This window comes from Lentzea californiensis (genome assembly GCF_024648825.1).
Taxonomy (GTDB): Bacteria; Actinomycetota; Actinomycetes; order Mycobacteriales; family Pseudonocardiaceae; genus Lentzea; species Lentzea californiensis.
The window spans coordinates 451,324-464,264 of sequence record NZ_JANBBE010000004.1; the positions used below are offsets into that span (position 1 = coordinate 451,324).

Sequence of the window (12,941 nt, forward strand, 5' to 3'; positions counted from 1 at the left end):
TGGGCTTTCTGTTGCGCCTGTGTCGTCGTCGTTCGTGGCGATGTCGTGGTGCCCCGCTTGGCCGCTGTTGGCGGCCAAGCGGGGTGGGGGCGGAGTTCGGTCGTGCGGAGCCCGGCCATCAGGCCGCGCAGGCGCCTCCGCCCACGAGGAAGTCGTAGACGACCGGCGGGTTGTCGCCGAGGCGCTGAGTCACCACGAGGTTCAGGCCGGCCGCCGCCTCGTACGTGGCGGGGAACTGGCCGGCCCACGGGGCGAGGCCCGCCACCGTCGTCACCCTGCGCTTGAAGTGCACGGTGGTGGTGCGCTCCTGGCCGTCCGGGGCGGCTTGGTCACCCGCGTCGACTCCGGGGACGTTGAATGCCACGCCGAGACCCGTACCCGGTGCTCGCACCATTTCGCCCTGTGCGTTGCGGAGGTAGAGGCCGAAGTCGCTCTTGCTGCCGTGGCCGTTGGGGTAGTCGGGATTGAGATTGCAGTACGTCTTGTCGTCCAGGTTGCCGAACGTCATGAAGGCGCCGCGCGAATCGACCAGCGCGAAGGACAGCGTGCGTTCCGGGATGATGTTCTGGCCGACTACGCGGGTGCGGAGGACGTAGTCGATGAAGGGGAACTGCGGTGCCACGTCCGGGTCGGACACGTGCACGCCCCAGCCCGCGTGCAGGGCGTTCGGGCCGACCAAGTTCTTGTAGAGACTGATCGACGGGTCCGTCTCGTCGGACGGGCGCCACGTGATCGAGAGACCCTCTGTCTGGCCGTTGACCGTCAGTGCGTAGGCCGAGGCGGTGGCCACCGGGTCGAGGATCGGAGTGCCCGCCGCGGCCGGTGTGGCGATGGCCGCGGTGAGCACCGCGGCCGTGAACAGGAGTGCGCTTCTGCGCAGCATGTGGCCCCCCAGGAACCAGTGATAAGCCCTGCACGGCACGAATCGGCCGTCCTGCTCGATCGTAGTGGTGGGGTCTGACAGTTTCGGGCCGTGCTGTGCGGGCGGGGTTTGAGGGTCCCTGGTGAGCGTGCAAAGCGGGGTGGCGACGGTCACAGCGCGGGTCTCGCCTAGACTCGCTGGGAATCCGGGCGTCCCGAAGTGGCGGTATCCGGCTGTCTTGCACGTTCTTGTTCGTATCGAGGAGTCCACGTTGAAGAGCACCGTCGAGCACCTGAGCCCGACGAGGGTCCGGATCAACGTCGAGGTGCCGTTCGACGAGCTCAAGTCGAACTTCGACCAGGCGTACCGGAAGCTCGCGAAGCAGGTCCGCATCCCCGGCTTCCGTCCCGGCAAGGTCCCCGCCAAGGTCCTGGAGAACCGCATCGGCCGCGCCCCGGTGCTGGACGAGGTCATCCAGGAGGCGATCCCGGCCAAGTACCTGGAAGCCGTCAACGCGGGTGAGGTGCGCACGCTCGGCCGTCCGGACTTCGAGGTCACCAAGATCGAGGACGGTCAGACGCTCGAGTTCACCGCCGAGGTCGACGTCCGTCCCGAGATCACCGTGCCGGCCTTCGGCGAGCTCGCCGTGACGGTCGACGAGCAGGAGGTCACCGACGAGGACGTGACCACCCAGCTCGACGAGCTCCGCGCCCGCTTCGGCACGCTGACCGGTGTCACCCGCCCGGTCCAGACCGGCGACTTCGTCATCGTCGACCTGTCCGCGACCGTCGACGGCGAAGAGGTCGAGGAGGCCCGCACCAGCGGCCTGTCCTACGAGGTCGGCTCCGGCCAGCTCGTCGAGGGCATCGACGACGCGCTCGTCGGCGCTTCCGAGGGCGAGACCAAGACCTTCGCCACCACGCTCGTCGCCGGTGAGCACGAGGGCCGCGAGGCCGAGGTCACCGTCGTGCTGAGCAGTGTCAAGGAGCGTCAGCTCCCCGAGCTCGACGACGAGTTCGCGCAGCTCGCCAGCGAGTTCGACACGCTCGACGAGCTCAAGGGCGACCTGCAGACCCGCCTGGCCCGCGTCAAGAAGATGCAGCAGGGCGTACAGGCGCGCGACAAGGTCCTCGAGGCGCTGCTGGAGACCACTGAGGTCCCGCTGCCCGAGGGCATCGTCCAGGGCGAGATCGACGCGCGCAAGCACGACGCCGTGCACGCCTTCGACCACGACGACGCGAAGTTCGCCGCGTGGCTGACCGAGCAGGGTCAGTCCGAGGAGGAGTTCGACGCCGAGCTGCGCAAGGCCGCCGAGCAGGCCGTCAAGACGCAGCTGGTGCTCGACTCGATCGCCGACGCCGAGCAGGTCACGGTGTCCGACGGCGAGCTGACCGAACGGATCATCTACCAGGCCCAGCGCTTCGGCATCAGCCCGGACGAGTACGTCAAGCGCGCGCAGCAGTCCGGTCAGCTCGGCGCGATCTTCGCCGACGTCCGCCGCGGGAAGGCGCTCGCGAGCGTCGTGCGCCAGGCCGAGGTCAGCGACTCGGCCGGCCAGAAGCTGGACCTCGAGGAGCTCTTCGGCGAGACGAAGTCCGATGAGGACGGCCAGGAGTAGCGACGACCGAGTTGTTCGCCCTTCCCCCGCGAGTGGGCGAGCTCCGGAAATACAGCTGATAGCGAACGCGGGCGGTGTCGGGCATCTGACGCCGCCCGCCTTCGTTAAGGTCGATCGCAGAGAGTTTTTCGCTTCCAGATTCGTTCCACCTGGAGTTAGGCAGGCAGACGTGACGCAGCACTCCTTCCCGACCCCCGAGATGCGGTCGGTGACCGCCGGGATGAACCTCAACGACTCGGTGTACGAGCGGCTGCTCCGCGAGCGAATCATCGTCCTGGGATCACAGGTCGAAGAGGGCATCGCCAACCAGATCACCGCTCAGCTGCTGCTCCTCGCCGCTGAGGACCCCGACAAGGACATCACGCTCTACATCAACTCGCCGGGTGGTTCCGTCACGGCGGGCATGGCCATCTTCGACACGATGCAGCTGATCCAGCCGGACGTGGCCACGTACGCCATGGGCCTCGCGGCCTCGATGGGGCAGTTCCTGCTCTCCGCCGGCACGCCCGGCAAGCGCCACGCGCTCCCGCACGCCCGCATCCTCATGCACCAGCCGTCGGCCGGTGTCGGTGGTACGGCCGCGGACATCGCGATCCAGGCGGACATGCTGACGCGCACCAAGCGCGAGATGGCCGAGCTCATCGCCGAGCACACCGGGCAGAGCCTCGAGACCATCACCCGCGACTCCGACCGCGACCGCTGGTTCACGGCGCAGGAAGCGCTGGAGTACGGCTTCGTCGACAAGGTCGTCACCAGGGCTCAGCCCGTCGGCGACTCGAACAACTGACGTCAGCTAGGAGACCTCAAGTGAGCCAGTTCCACATGCCTCAGTCGCGGTACGTGCTGCCGTCGTTCGTGGAGCGCACCAGCTACGGCATGAAGGAGTCGAACCCGTACAACAAGCTCTTCGAGGAGCGCATCATCTTCCTCGGCGTGCAGGTTGACGACGCTTCGGCGAACGACGTCATGGCGCAGCTGCTGGTGCTCGAGTCCGAGGACCCGGACCGCGACATCCTGATGTACATCAACTCGCCGGGTGGCTCGTTCACCTCGCTGATGGCCATCTACGACACGATGCAGTTCGTCCGCCCGGACATCCAGACCTACTGCCTCGGCCAGGCGGCCTCCGCCGCGGCCGTGCTGCTGGCGGCTGGAACGCCTGGTAAGCGCCACGCGCTTCCCAACGCGCGAATCCTGATCCACCAGCCTTCGATGGAGGGCGCGTACGGTCAGGTGTCCGACCTGGAGATCCAGTCCAACGAGATCCAGCGCGTGCGCCGCCTGATGGAATCCACCCTCGCGCGGCACACGAACCGGACGGCGGAGGAGGTTCGCGAGAGCATCGAGCGCGACCGCATCCTCACGGCCGAAGAGGCACGGGAATACGGCATCGTCGACACGGTGCTGCCCTACCGCAAGCTTTCCGCCAAGTCCTGACGGGCGACGGTGGGTGAGGTGCGTTCGTGAAGAGCGCTCGCCTCGCCCGCCGCCCGGTGTCCGCCTGGGAACGCTCCAGGTTCCGGGCCTTGTCCTGGTGGCTGGGAAAATCCCCGGCTCCTGGGCATCGCGCACCCACCCGACACGCCGATGTGACCGGATGTCCGGCCTGATCGGCGCGTCGGGGGACGCGGGTCCTCCCCTGAAACGGGGTCGGCCAGGTACCGTCAGGAGAACGGGCTCAGCACCCACAGCCAGTGGGACTGCCACAGCAAGTCAGCAGGCGCACTACAGCAGGTGTGCGCCGGAGGGGACATAGGTCAGCGGTCATGGCGCGTATCGGTGACGGCGGCGACTTGCTGAAGTGCTCTTTCTGCGGAAAGAGCCAGAAGCAGGTGAAGAAACTCATCGCCGGCCCCGGCGTCTACATCTGCGATGAGTGCATCGATCTCTGCAACGAGATCATCGAGGAGGAGCTGGCCGAAGCCGGCGACGTGAAGCTCGACGAGCTGCCGAAGCCCGCCGAGATCCACGAGTTCCTCGACCAGTACGTCATCGGACAGAGTGACGCCAAGCGCACCCTCTCCGTCGCCGTCTACAACCACTACAAGCGCATCCAGGCGGGCGACCGCGGGCGCGAGGGTCGTGACGACGGCGTCGAGCTGGCGAAGTCGAACATCCTGATGCTCGGCCCGACGGGGTGCGGCAAGACCTACCTCGCGCAGACGCTTGCGAAGATGTTGAACGTGCCGTTCGCCATCGCCGACGCGACAGCGCTGACGGAGGCCGGGTACGTCGGTGAGGACGTCGAGAACATCCTCTTGAAGCTCATCCAGGCCGCCGACTACGACGTGAAGCGCGCCGAGACGGGCATCATCTACATCGACGAGGTCGACAAGATCGCTCGAAAGAGTGAAAACCCGTCGATCACGCGCGACGTGTCCGGTGAGGGCGTGCAGCAGGCACTGCTGAAGATCCTGGAAGGCACCACCGCCTCGGTGCCCCCGCAGGGCGGCCGCAAGCACCCGCACCAGGAGTTCATCCAGATCGACACGACGAACGTGCTGTTCATCGTGGCCGGTGCTTTCGCGGGTCTGGAGAAGATCATCCAGGACCGCGTCGGCAAGCGGGGTCTGGGCTTCGGTGCCGAGGTCCGCTCCAAGGCCGAGGTGGAGTCGTCGGACTTCTTCGCCGACTCCATGCCGGAGGACCTGATCAAGTTCGGCCTGATCCCCGAGTTCATCGGGCGTCTGCCGATGGTCGCCTCCGTCACGAACCTCGACAAGCCGTCTCTGGTGATGATCCTCACCGAGCCGAAGAACGCACTGGTGAAGCAGTACCAGAAGCTCTTCGAGATGGACGGCGTGGAGCTCGAGTTCACCAAGACCGCGCTCGAGGCGATCGCCGACCAGGCGATCCTGCGTGGCACCGGTGCTCGTGGCCTCCGGGCGATCATGGAAGAGGTCCTGCTGCCGGTGATGTACGACATCCCCAGCCGCACGGACGTCGCCAAGGTCGTCATCACCGAGCAGACGGTGAAGGAGAACGTGAACCCGACCATCGTGGCTCGGCAGCCCTCGCGCCGGGAACGCCGGGAGAAGTCCGCGTAAGTGATCTTCTTGGAACGGCCCTGGCGACTCGTTGCCAGGGCCGTTCTTCGTTCTAAGGTGGAGCCATGTCGCTGCCTCACGTGCTCCTGCTCCACGGCTACACCGGTTCCGGCCCTGGCCACTGGCAGCGCTGGCTGGCCCAGACGGTGTCCGAGCACGGCGGCCTCGCCGACCTGCCGCACTTCAGCAGCCCCGACGCACCCGACCGGGACACGTGGCTGCGCGAACTCGACACGCACCTCGAGGCGTTGCCCACCGACCGTGAACGGGTCGTCGTGGCGCACTCGCTCGGCTGCTACCTCTGGCTGCACCACGCGGCCCGCGAGTCCATCGCCCACGTCGACCGCGTGCTGCTCGTCGCCCCGCCGGCGCTGGACCACCCGGAACCGGCCATCAAGTCGTTCTTCCCGGCCCCGCTCGACCCGGCGAACCTGCGCCGCGCCGCCACCCACACCCGCCTGGTCGCGGGCGAGGGCGACCCGCACTGCTCGATGCAGGCTGCGAAGGAGCTCGCCGAGGCGTTGCGGATCGAGATCGACGTCCTGCCGGGCGCCGGGCACGTCAACATCGACGCGGGCTACGGGGAGTGGCCCGCGGTGCTCAAGTGGGTGCGGTCGAAGACGGTGCCGCTCTCACCGCGCTAGAGCCGCGCAGGACAGGGCCTGCACATCACTTCCTGGGGGGAACGTGAACGAAGCGATCGACTGGTTGCACCGCAGGCTGCCCGAGCTCGTCGCGGACCACGGTGTCGGTGCCCAGGTCGCGGTGTTCGCGGACGGGGAGATCGTCGACGTGGCCGCGGGCGTGCTCAACACCGCCACCGGCGAGCCGGTGACCACCGGTTCGTTGTTCCAGATCGGGTCGATCACGAAGGTGTGGACGGCGACGCTGGTCGCGCAGCTCGTCGAGGAGGGCCTGCTCGACCTCGACCGTCCGGTGCGCGAGGTCCTGCCCGGCTTCCGCCTCGCCGACGAGCAGGTGGCGCGAGTGGTCACGCCGCGGCAGCTGCTGTGCCATCTCGGCGGCTTCGAGGGCGACCAGTGGTTCGACACCGGGACGGGCGACGACTGCGTCGAGGAGTTCGTGGCGCGGCTCGCCGACGCGCGTCAGCTCACCGAGCCGGGTGAACTCTTCTCGTACTGCAACGCCGGCTACGTCGTGCTGGGCCGGATCGTGGAGGTGGTGCGCGGCCAGCCTTTTCACGTGGTGCTGCGTGAGCGGCTCGTGGCGCCGCTGGGCCTGACGAACGTGGTCACGCACTACGACGAGTACCCGGTCCGCCAGGTCGCGGAAGGCCATCTGCCCGTCGGAGGGACGCAGCGCCCCGTCGCCAGGATGATGCCGGGCTCCGACGCTCCCGCCGGTTCGGCGTTCGCCATGAACGCGCGCTCTCTCGTGAGCTTCGCTCGCATGCACCTGGAGACGACGACCTACGACTCGATGCGCGTGGAACAGGTGAAGACGCCTGACGGCGGTGGCTGGGGTCTGGGGTGGACAGTGCACAACTACCCGGACGGCACCGTCGGCATCGGCCACGGTGGCGCCACCATGGGCCAGGACGCGGCGTTGCGCGTGCTCCCGGACGCGGGCGTGGCGATCGCGGTCCTCACCAACGGAGGTGCTGCCGGGAAGCTCCAGCGCGCCGTGTTCTCCCACCTGCTCGCCGAATTGGCCGGTGTCCGCCTCGCCGAGCTCCCCGTGCCGCCGGTACCGGCGATCCCCGTGGAGGCCGACCGCGTCACCGGCGTCTACCGCTCTTCCGCAGTCAACATCCACGTGACTCCGGCCTCGGCCGGCCGGGTGCGGGTCCGGTACGAGCCGCGGAACTGGATCGCTGAGGCGACGATGGCCGACGAGGGCACCGAGTACACCGCCCTGGACCACGACACCCTGATCGCCGTGGACGAGCCGCACAGCGTGCTCCGGCTGGTCCGTCGCGGTGACCAGGTGAGATTGGTTCACTTCGGCAGGGCGGCGGTGCGACGGTGAACGCCGCCGAGTGGGTCGCCCGCAGGTTCCCGGAACTGGTCGACGAACACGGCGTCGTCGGTGCGCAGCTCGCCGTGCTGGCCGACGGCGAGATCACCGACGTGGCCGCAGGAGTGCTGAACGCCGGCACGCGGGCGCCGGTGACGACGGAGTCGCTCTTCCAGATCGCGTCGATCACCAAGGTCTGGACGGCGACGCTCGTCCAGGAACTGGTGAACGAGGGCAAGCTCGGCCTCGACGGTCCGGTGCGTGACGTTCTGCCGGGCTTCCGCCCGGTGATCACGCCGCGACAGTTGCTGACCCACACGTCCGGCATCGACGGCGACCTCTTCCACGACACCGGCTCGGGTGACGACGCGGTCGAGAAGTTCGTGGCACGGCTGGCCGACGCCCCGCAGATCGCGCCGCCGGGTGAGGTGTGGTCCTACTGCAACAGCGGCTTCACCGTGCTCGGCAGGATCGTGGAAGTGTTGCGCGGCAGACCTTTCAACGCCGTCCTCAAGGAACGGCTGGCAGCACCGCTGGGGCTCACCGTCGCGACGGCCTACGCGGAACGCACCGCGTCGCACGCCGTCGGGCACGAGGACGGTCGACCGGTGACCGATCCGGGCCCGGAGTCCGACTGGCCCGCCGGGTCGGCGCTCGCGATGAGCGCGCGGACCCTGCTCGCGTTCGCGCGCATGCACCTGGCGACGCCGGCGTTCGCGGTGATGCGCGAGCCGCAGGTCTCGTTGCCGGACTTCGGGAATCACGCTTCCTGGGGTCTGGGCTGGGAGCTGCCGGACTACTCCGGCGGCCTGGTGATCGGCCACCACGGCGCGAACAGGGGCCTGGCCTCGTTCCTGCGGGTAGCGCCGGAACGCGGAATCGCGGTCGCCCTGCTGACCAACGGCGGCGAGGCACGCGAAGTGTTCGACGACGTCATCGAGAACGTCTTCAGCGAACTCGCGGCCGTGCGCAGGCCGAAGCCACCGGCACCGCCCGGCGCACCCGGACCGGTGGACGGGCGCTTCCTCGGCACCTACCGTTGCGCCGGCCACGAAGTGGTTGTCACGCAAGCAGAACACGGCCGCGTGCGGGTCGAGCTCGACGGCGAGGAACGCGAGTTCGCGGCTCTGCGCGACGACGCCTTGATCGCCCTGGAGAAACCGCACACCGTGCTGGTGCTGATGGGTGATCTGCTGCACTTCGGGCGGGCCGCCGCCCGGATCTGAGAAACCTCCTGGGGGAGAAACATGATCAATCTGGACGAACTGGTCGAGGAACACGGCGTCGTAGGCGCCCAAGTAGCCGTGCTGCACAACGGCGCAATCGTCGACATGGCAGCAGGCGTGCTGAACAACGTCACCGGCGAGAAGGTGACGACGGACTCCATCTTCCAGATCGGGTCGATCACCAAGGTCTGGACGGCGACGCTCGTGCAGGAACTGGTGAACGAGGGCCTGCTCGACCTCGACCGCCCGGTGCGCGACGTGCTGCCGGAGTTCATGCTCGCCGACGAACAGGCCGCGCGGATCATCACGCCACGGCACCTTCTCACCCACACCGCGGGTTTCCAGGGTGATCTGTTCCACGACACCGGCAGCGGTGACGACATGCTGGAGAAGTACGTCGGGCGCATGGCGGAGGCGCGGCAGGAGGCGCCGCCAGGAGAGTTCTACACGTACTGCAACAGCGGCTTCACGCTGCTCGGCCGGATCGTGGAAATGTTGCGCGGCAAGCCTTTCCGCACAGTCCTGCGGGAACGCCTCATCGAGCGGCTGGGCCTGCGCGCCGCGGCCGCGAGCCACGCCGAGTACGCCGCGCAGACCCTCGCCACCGGGCACGTGGGCAAGGAGCTGAAGCCCGCCGGCAAGCTCATGGCCGAGGGCGACGCGCCGGCGGGCACGGTGCTCGCGATGAGCGCCCGGGACCTGCTGGACTTCGTGCGGATGCACCTCCGCACCAGTGAGTTCGACGCGATGCGCGAGGTCCAGGTCGTGCCACCCGACTTCGGGCAAGGCGGCAAGCAGGGGCTCGGCTGGGCGCTGCACGAGTACGCGAACGGCGTCACCGGCATCGGCCACACCGGATCGACCCTGGGCTACCGGGCCTACCTGCGAGTGATCCCCGAGTCAGGGCTCGCGATCGCCGTGCTCACCAACGGCGGCGAAACCCTGTCGCTGGCTCGGGCGGTCTACGACGCGGTGCTGGGCGACCTGGCGGGCGTCGCGTTGCCCTCCCTCCCCACGCCGCCGCAGTTCCCGGTGCCGGTGGACGTCGAACGGGTCGTCGGTGTGTACCGGTCCACCGGCCTGGAACTGCACGTCACCGAAGGCGACGGCGGCAGGGTCAAGCTGCGGTACGAGCGGCTCGACCCCGGCTGGGAGTCCTTCATCGACGGGGACGAGCACGAGTTCACCGGGCTGCGCGACGACGCGCTGATCGCCGTCGAGAAGGGGGACGGAAACCACTCGGTGATCGTCCTGTGCGGCCGCGACGAGCAGGACCGGGTGAAGTGGCTGCACTGGGGGCGTGCGGCCATGAGGGTCTAGACGGCGCGCTTGGCGTACTTGGCGAGGAACTGCACGACGTCGGGCGTCACCTTGCGGTACAGCCCGTCGTCGTGCCCGCCGCCCTTGACCGCGCTCGCCTCGGGCCGCACGTCGCGGATGAACCGGCGGGTGCCCTCGATGAACCTGTCGCGGTCGCCGATCCACACGCCCAGCGCGGTCGGTCCGGTCGACTTCAGGTGGCGCAGCGGGTCGAGCGACGCCCACTCGCGCTCGTTCTTGAACGCACGCCGCTTGGCCATCTCCGGCCACGTCGTGATCAGGCCGGGGGAGATGGCCGCGGCGGCCGCGACCGGGTCGCCGCGCTCTGCCCGGCGGCGAGCGTAGAGCAGCGATCCGAAGCCGCCCATGGACACGCCCGTCACCGCGAACGGTTCGCCGTAGCCGCGTTCCTTGAGCCAGCGCGGGACCTCGTCGAGCAACATCGCCATCGGGTCGTCGCCGGGGACGTTCTCGTGCCAGTAGTTGTCCCCGCCGTCGACCGCGACGAAGCCGAACGCGGGCACCGAGCCCTTCGCGACGGCGGCGGCCAGGACCTCGGTCAGGTTGCCCACGGCGGCGTGCCTGGCGTCGCCGTGCAGGCCGTGCAGGAGGATCGACATCGGCAGGCCGCGGGTGTTCGCGCCGGCCGGGAGGTAGAAGGCGAGGGTGACCTCGCGGTGGCGGGCGGCCGAGTACACGCGCTCGAAGCGGATCGCCGGCTTCGCGGCGGACGTGGCCCGCACCTTGTCCGCAGTCGCGATCTGCCGCTCGACGGCGTCGGACGACGACGACACGTACGTCACCACCCCGGTGGCCGTCGCGATGACCACGCCGATCGCCGCGAGGAGGGTGCGGCGGCTGTACCTCGGTTCCCCCATGCTCACCTCATCGCGTGGGCACCGTTCCTCGTTTCCTTCTCAGAGGACGGAACGCACGCGCAAGGAAGACAGTTCCTCACTCGAATAGCCCAGCCACGTCAGCACGTCCTGATTGTGCTCGCCGAGTGCCGGGACCGCACCCGGCGACCACTCGAAACCGGTTACCGGCGGCGGCAGCATCCGCGCCGTTCCGCCGGGAACGCGCACGTCAACCCACGTGTCGAGCTGCGGGTGGGTGGGCAGGTCGGTGATCGGGCGGGTCAGTGCGGCGGGCACGTCGGCGGCGTCCAAAGTGGTCAGCGACTCGGCTGCGGTGAGGTCCGAAAACGCCTGTTCGAGCAGCTTCTGCAGCTCCGCCCGGTGCTCCACCCGCGACGCCACTGTGGCGAACCTCTCCTGCGGGGCGAGCCCGATCAGGCCGCACAGCCGCTGCCACTGGCCGTCGTTCTGCACGGCGAGGTGCACGGCGCCGTCCGCGCAGGCCACCGGACCGTACGGCGCGATGCTCGGGTGGTGCGCACCCGAACGCGGGGCCGCGGCGCCCGTGCCGGCGGCGTAGAGCATCGGCTGGTGCATCCACTCGGCCATCGCCCCGAAGAGTGACAACCGCAGTCGTGCGCCCTCACCCGTCCGGCCGCGTTGCAGCAACGCCGCGAGCACGGCGGCCTGGAGCTGGACGCCCGCCGCGATGTCCGCGACCGAGATGCCGGCGCGGGCCACCACGTCGCCCTCGCCGGTCAGCGACACCAGCCCGGCCTCGGACTGCACCAGCGCGTCGAACGCCTTGCGGTCCGCGTACGGGCCGTCCCAGCCGTAACCGGACAGCTCACCGACGATCAACGCCGGCGGCAGCTCCAGCGCCAGCCGCTGCCACACCCGCGGCGACAGGTTGCACAGCAGCACGTCGGCCCGTGCCACGAGCCGGTCCAGCACCTCACGGCCGTCGGGGTGGTTGATGTCCAGCGACACCGACTCCTTGCCGGCGTTCGTCCACGCGAAGTACGACGACACCTCGCCGCACGACGAGTCGTAGTGGCGCGCGAAGTCGCCGGTGCCGGGCCGTTCGACCTTGATGACCCGCGCGCCCAGATCGGCCAGCAGCCGCGTCGCGTACGGCACGGCGACGGCCTGCTCCAGGCTCACCACCACGACGCCGTCAAGCGGTCTCAACCACGCGCTCCCCACCGGTGTAGATGTTCATCGAGTCGCCGCGCAGGAAGCCGACGAGCGTCATGCCCTGCTCCTCGGCCAGCTCGACCGCGAGCGACGACGGCGCCGACACCGCGGCCAGCACCGGGATCCCGGACATCGCCGCCTTCTGCACCAGCTCGAACGACGCCCGCCCGGACACCATCAGCACCGCGCCGCGCACCGGCACGAGGTTCTGCAGCACCGCCCAGCCCAGCACCTTGTCGACGGCGTTGTGCCGCCCCACGTCCTCACGCACGACCAGCAGCTCACCGTCGACGAACAGCCCGGCCGCGTGCAGCCCGCCGGTGCTCTCGAAGACCTTCTGCCGTTCCCGCAACGCGTCCGGGAAGCCCGTCAACGCCTCGGGTGTGACCCGGACCTCGTCCAGCGCGGGGGAGTAGCGGGTCTTGAGCTTGACCGCGTCCAGCGCGCCCTTGCCGCACACCCCGCACGACGACGTGGTGTAGAAGTTCCGCTCCACCCCGGTGTCCGGCGGCGGCACGCCCTCGGCCAGCGCGACGTCCAGCACGTTGTAGGTGTTCATCCCGTCCGGCCCTGTGCCCTCGCAGAACCGCGCGATCGAGATGTCCTTCGACGACCCGATGACGCCCTCGCTGAGCAGGAAGCCGTGCGCGAGCTCGACGTCGTGGCCGGGCGTGCGCATCGTGACCGCCAGCGCCTTCCCGTTGACCCGCAGCTCCAGCGGCTCCTCGGCGGCGAGCGAGTCGACTCTGCGCAGGCGGCCGCTCGGCGACACCCGTTCGACCGCTCGGCGCACCGTCACTCGGCCCATGTGCACATCTCCTTCGGACCGCTAAGTTC

The 12,941-nt window shown here is 69.0% G+C and carries 12 protein-coding genes; 8 read left to right on the forward strand and 4 right to left on the reverse strand.

What is annotated here, in order from left to right:
• Window positions 1-118: 118 nt before the first annotated feature.
• On the reverse strand, window positions 119-883 hold the full coding sequence (locus LX88_RS19160) for a hypothetical protein (protein ID WP_258949129.1): 765 nt from the start codon (window positions 881-883) through the stop codon (window positions 119-121).
• 250 nt (window positions 884-1,133) lie between these two features.
• Here LX88_RS19160 and tig point away from each other — a divergent pair, with 250 nt between their 5' ends.
• The 8 genes from tig (at window position 1,134) to LX88_RS19200 (ending at window position 10,050) form a co-directional block, all read left to right on the forward strand.
• Window positions 1,134-2,480 carry a trigger factor gene (tig, locus tag LX88_RS19165; protein ID WP_258949130.1) on the forward strand — a complete coding sequence of 449 codons (1,347 nt, stop codon included), beginning with the start codon at window positions 1,134-1,136 and terminating at the stop codon, window positions 2,478-2,480.
• 199 nt (window positions 2,481-2,679) lie between these two features.
• On the forward strand, window positions 2,680-3,267 hold the full coding sequence (locus LX88_RS19170) for an ATP-dependent Clp protease proteolytic subunit (RefSeq protein WP_090071481.1): 588 nt from the start codon (window positions 2,680-2,682) through the stop codon (window positions 3,265-3,267).
• A gap of 35 nt (window positions 3,268-3,302) precedes the next feature.
• The gene (locus tag LX88_RS19175) at window positions 3,303-3,917 is read left to right on the forward strand and encodes an ATP-dependent Clp protease proteolytic subunit (RefSeq protein ID WP_090071479.1); all 615 of its coding nucleotides are present in this window, start codon (window positions 3,303-3,305) and stop codon (window positions 3,915-3,917) included.
• A gap of 329 nt (window positions 3,918-4,246) precedes the next feature.
• Window positions 4,247-5,527, forward strand: a complete 1,281-nt coding sequence (gene clpX / locus LX88_RS19180) for an ATP-dependent Clp protease ATP-binding subunit ClpX (RefSeq protein WP_030479397.1) — start codon at window positions 4,247-4,249, stop codon at window positions 5,525-5,527.
• Window positions 5,528-5,592: 65 nt separating this feature from the next.
• Complete coding sequence (locus LX88_RS19185) at window positions 5,593-6,171, forward strand: RBBP9/YdeN family alpha/beta hydrolase (RefSeq protein WP_258949131.1); 579 nt, start codon at window positions 5,593-5,595, stop codon at window positions 6,169-6,171.
• Window positions 6,172-6,214: 43 nt separating this feature from the next.
• On the forward strand, window positions 6,215-7,516 hold the full coding sequence (locus LX88_RS19190; protein ID WP_258949132.1) for a serine hydrolase domain-containing protein: 1,302 nt from the start codon (window positions 6,215-6,217) through the stop codon (window positions 7,514-7,516).
• Window positions 7,513-8,730 carry a serine hydrolase domain-containing protein gene (locus LX88_RS19195; RefSeq protein ID WP_258949133.1) on the forward strand — a complete coding sequence of 406 codons (1,218 nt, stop codon included), beginning with the start codon at window positions 7,513-7,515 and terminating at the stop codon, window positions 8,728-8,730. Before LX88_RS19190 ends, LX88_RS19195 begins: the two co-directional genes overlap by 4 nt.
• 21 nt (window positions 8,731-8,751) lie before the next feature.
• The gene (locus LX88_RS19200) at window positions 8,752-10,050 is read left to right on the forward strand and encodes a serine hydrolase domain-containing protein (protein WP_258949134.1); all 1,299 of its coding nucleotides are present in this window, start codon (window positions 8,752-8,754) and stop codon (window positions 10,048-10,050) included.
• Here the strand turns inward: LX88_RS19200 and LX88_RS19205 are convergent.
• Genes LX88_RS19205 through fdhD form a run of 3 tightly spaced genes read right to left on the reverse strand, consistent with a single transcriptional unit; the run spans window position 10,047 to window position 12,912 of the window.
• On the reverse strand, window positions 10,047-10,928 hold the full coding sequence (locus LX88_RS19205; RefSeq protein ID WP_258949135.1) for an alpha/beta hydrolase: 882 nt from the start codon (window positions 10,926-10,928) through the stop codon (window positions 10,047-10,049). The two genes, LX88_RS19200 and LX88_RS19205, sit on opposite strands and share 4 nt — an antisense overlap.
• A gap of 39 nt (window positions 10,929-10,967) precedes the next feature.
• Window positions 10,968-12,098, reverse strand: coding sequence for a CaiB/BaiF CoA transferase family protein (locus LX88_RS19210; protein ID WP_258949136.1), 1,131 nt, complete (start codon window positions 12,096-12,098; stop codon window positions 10,968-10,970).
• Window positions 12,085-12,912 (reverse strand): formate dehydrogenase accessory sulfurtransferase FdhD, encoded by an 828-nt coding sequence (gene fdhD / locus LX88_RS19215; protein WP_258949137.1) that lies wholly within the window; start codon window positions 12,910-12,912, stop codon window positions 12,085-12,087. The genes LX88_RS19210 and fdhD overlap by 14 nt, the downstream gene beginning before the upstream one ends.
• Between the last annotated feature and the right edge of the window lie 29 nt (window positions 12,913-12,941).

What these genes read in the sequence shown, in the direction of transcription:
- LX88_RS19160 (WP_258949129.1), bottom strand. Translation starts at nt 883, where the DNA reads ATGCTGCGCAGAAGCGCACTCCTGTTCACGGCCGCGGTGCTCACCGCG.
- clpX (WP_030479397.1), top strand. Translation starts at nt 4,247, where the DNA reads ATGGCGCGTATCGGTGACGGCGGCGACTTGCTGAAGTGCTCTTTCTGC.
- LX88_RS19205 (WP_258949135.1), bottom strand. Translation starts at nt 10,928, where the DNA reads ATGGGGGAACCGAGGTACAGCCGCCGCACCCTCCTCGCGGCGATCGGC.
- LX88_RS19175 (WP_090071479.1), top strand. Translation starts at nt 3,303, where the DNA reads ATGCCTCAGTCGCGGTACGTGCTGCCGTCGTTCGTGGAGCGCACCAGC.
- LX88_RS19170 (WP_090071481.1), top strand. Translation starts at nt 2,680, where the DNA reads ATGCGGTCGGTGACCGCCGGGATGAACCTCAACGACTCGGTGTACGAG.
- LX88_RS19185 (WP_258949131.1), top strand. Translation starts at nt 5,593, where the DNA reads ATGTCGCTGCCTCACGTGCTCCTGCTCCACGGCTACACCGGTTCCGGC.
- LX88_RS19200 (WP_258949134.1), top strand. Translation starts at nt 8,752, where the DNA reads ATGATCAATCTGGACGAACTGGTCGAGGAACACGGCGTCGTAGGCGCC.
- fdhD (WP_258949137.1), bottom strand. Translation starts at nt 12,912, where the DNA reads ATGGGCCGAGTGACGGTGCGCCGAGCGGTCGAACGGGTGTCGCCGAGC.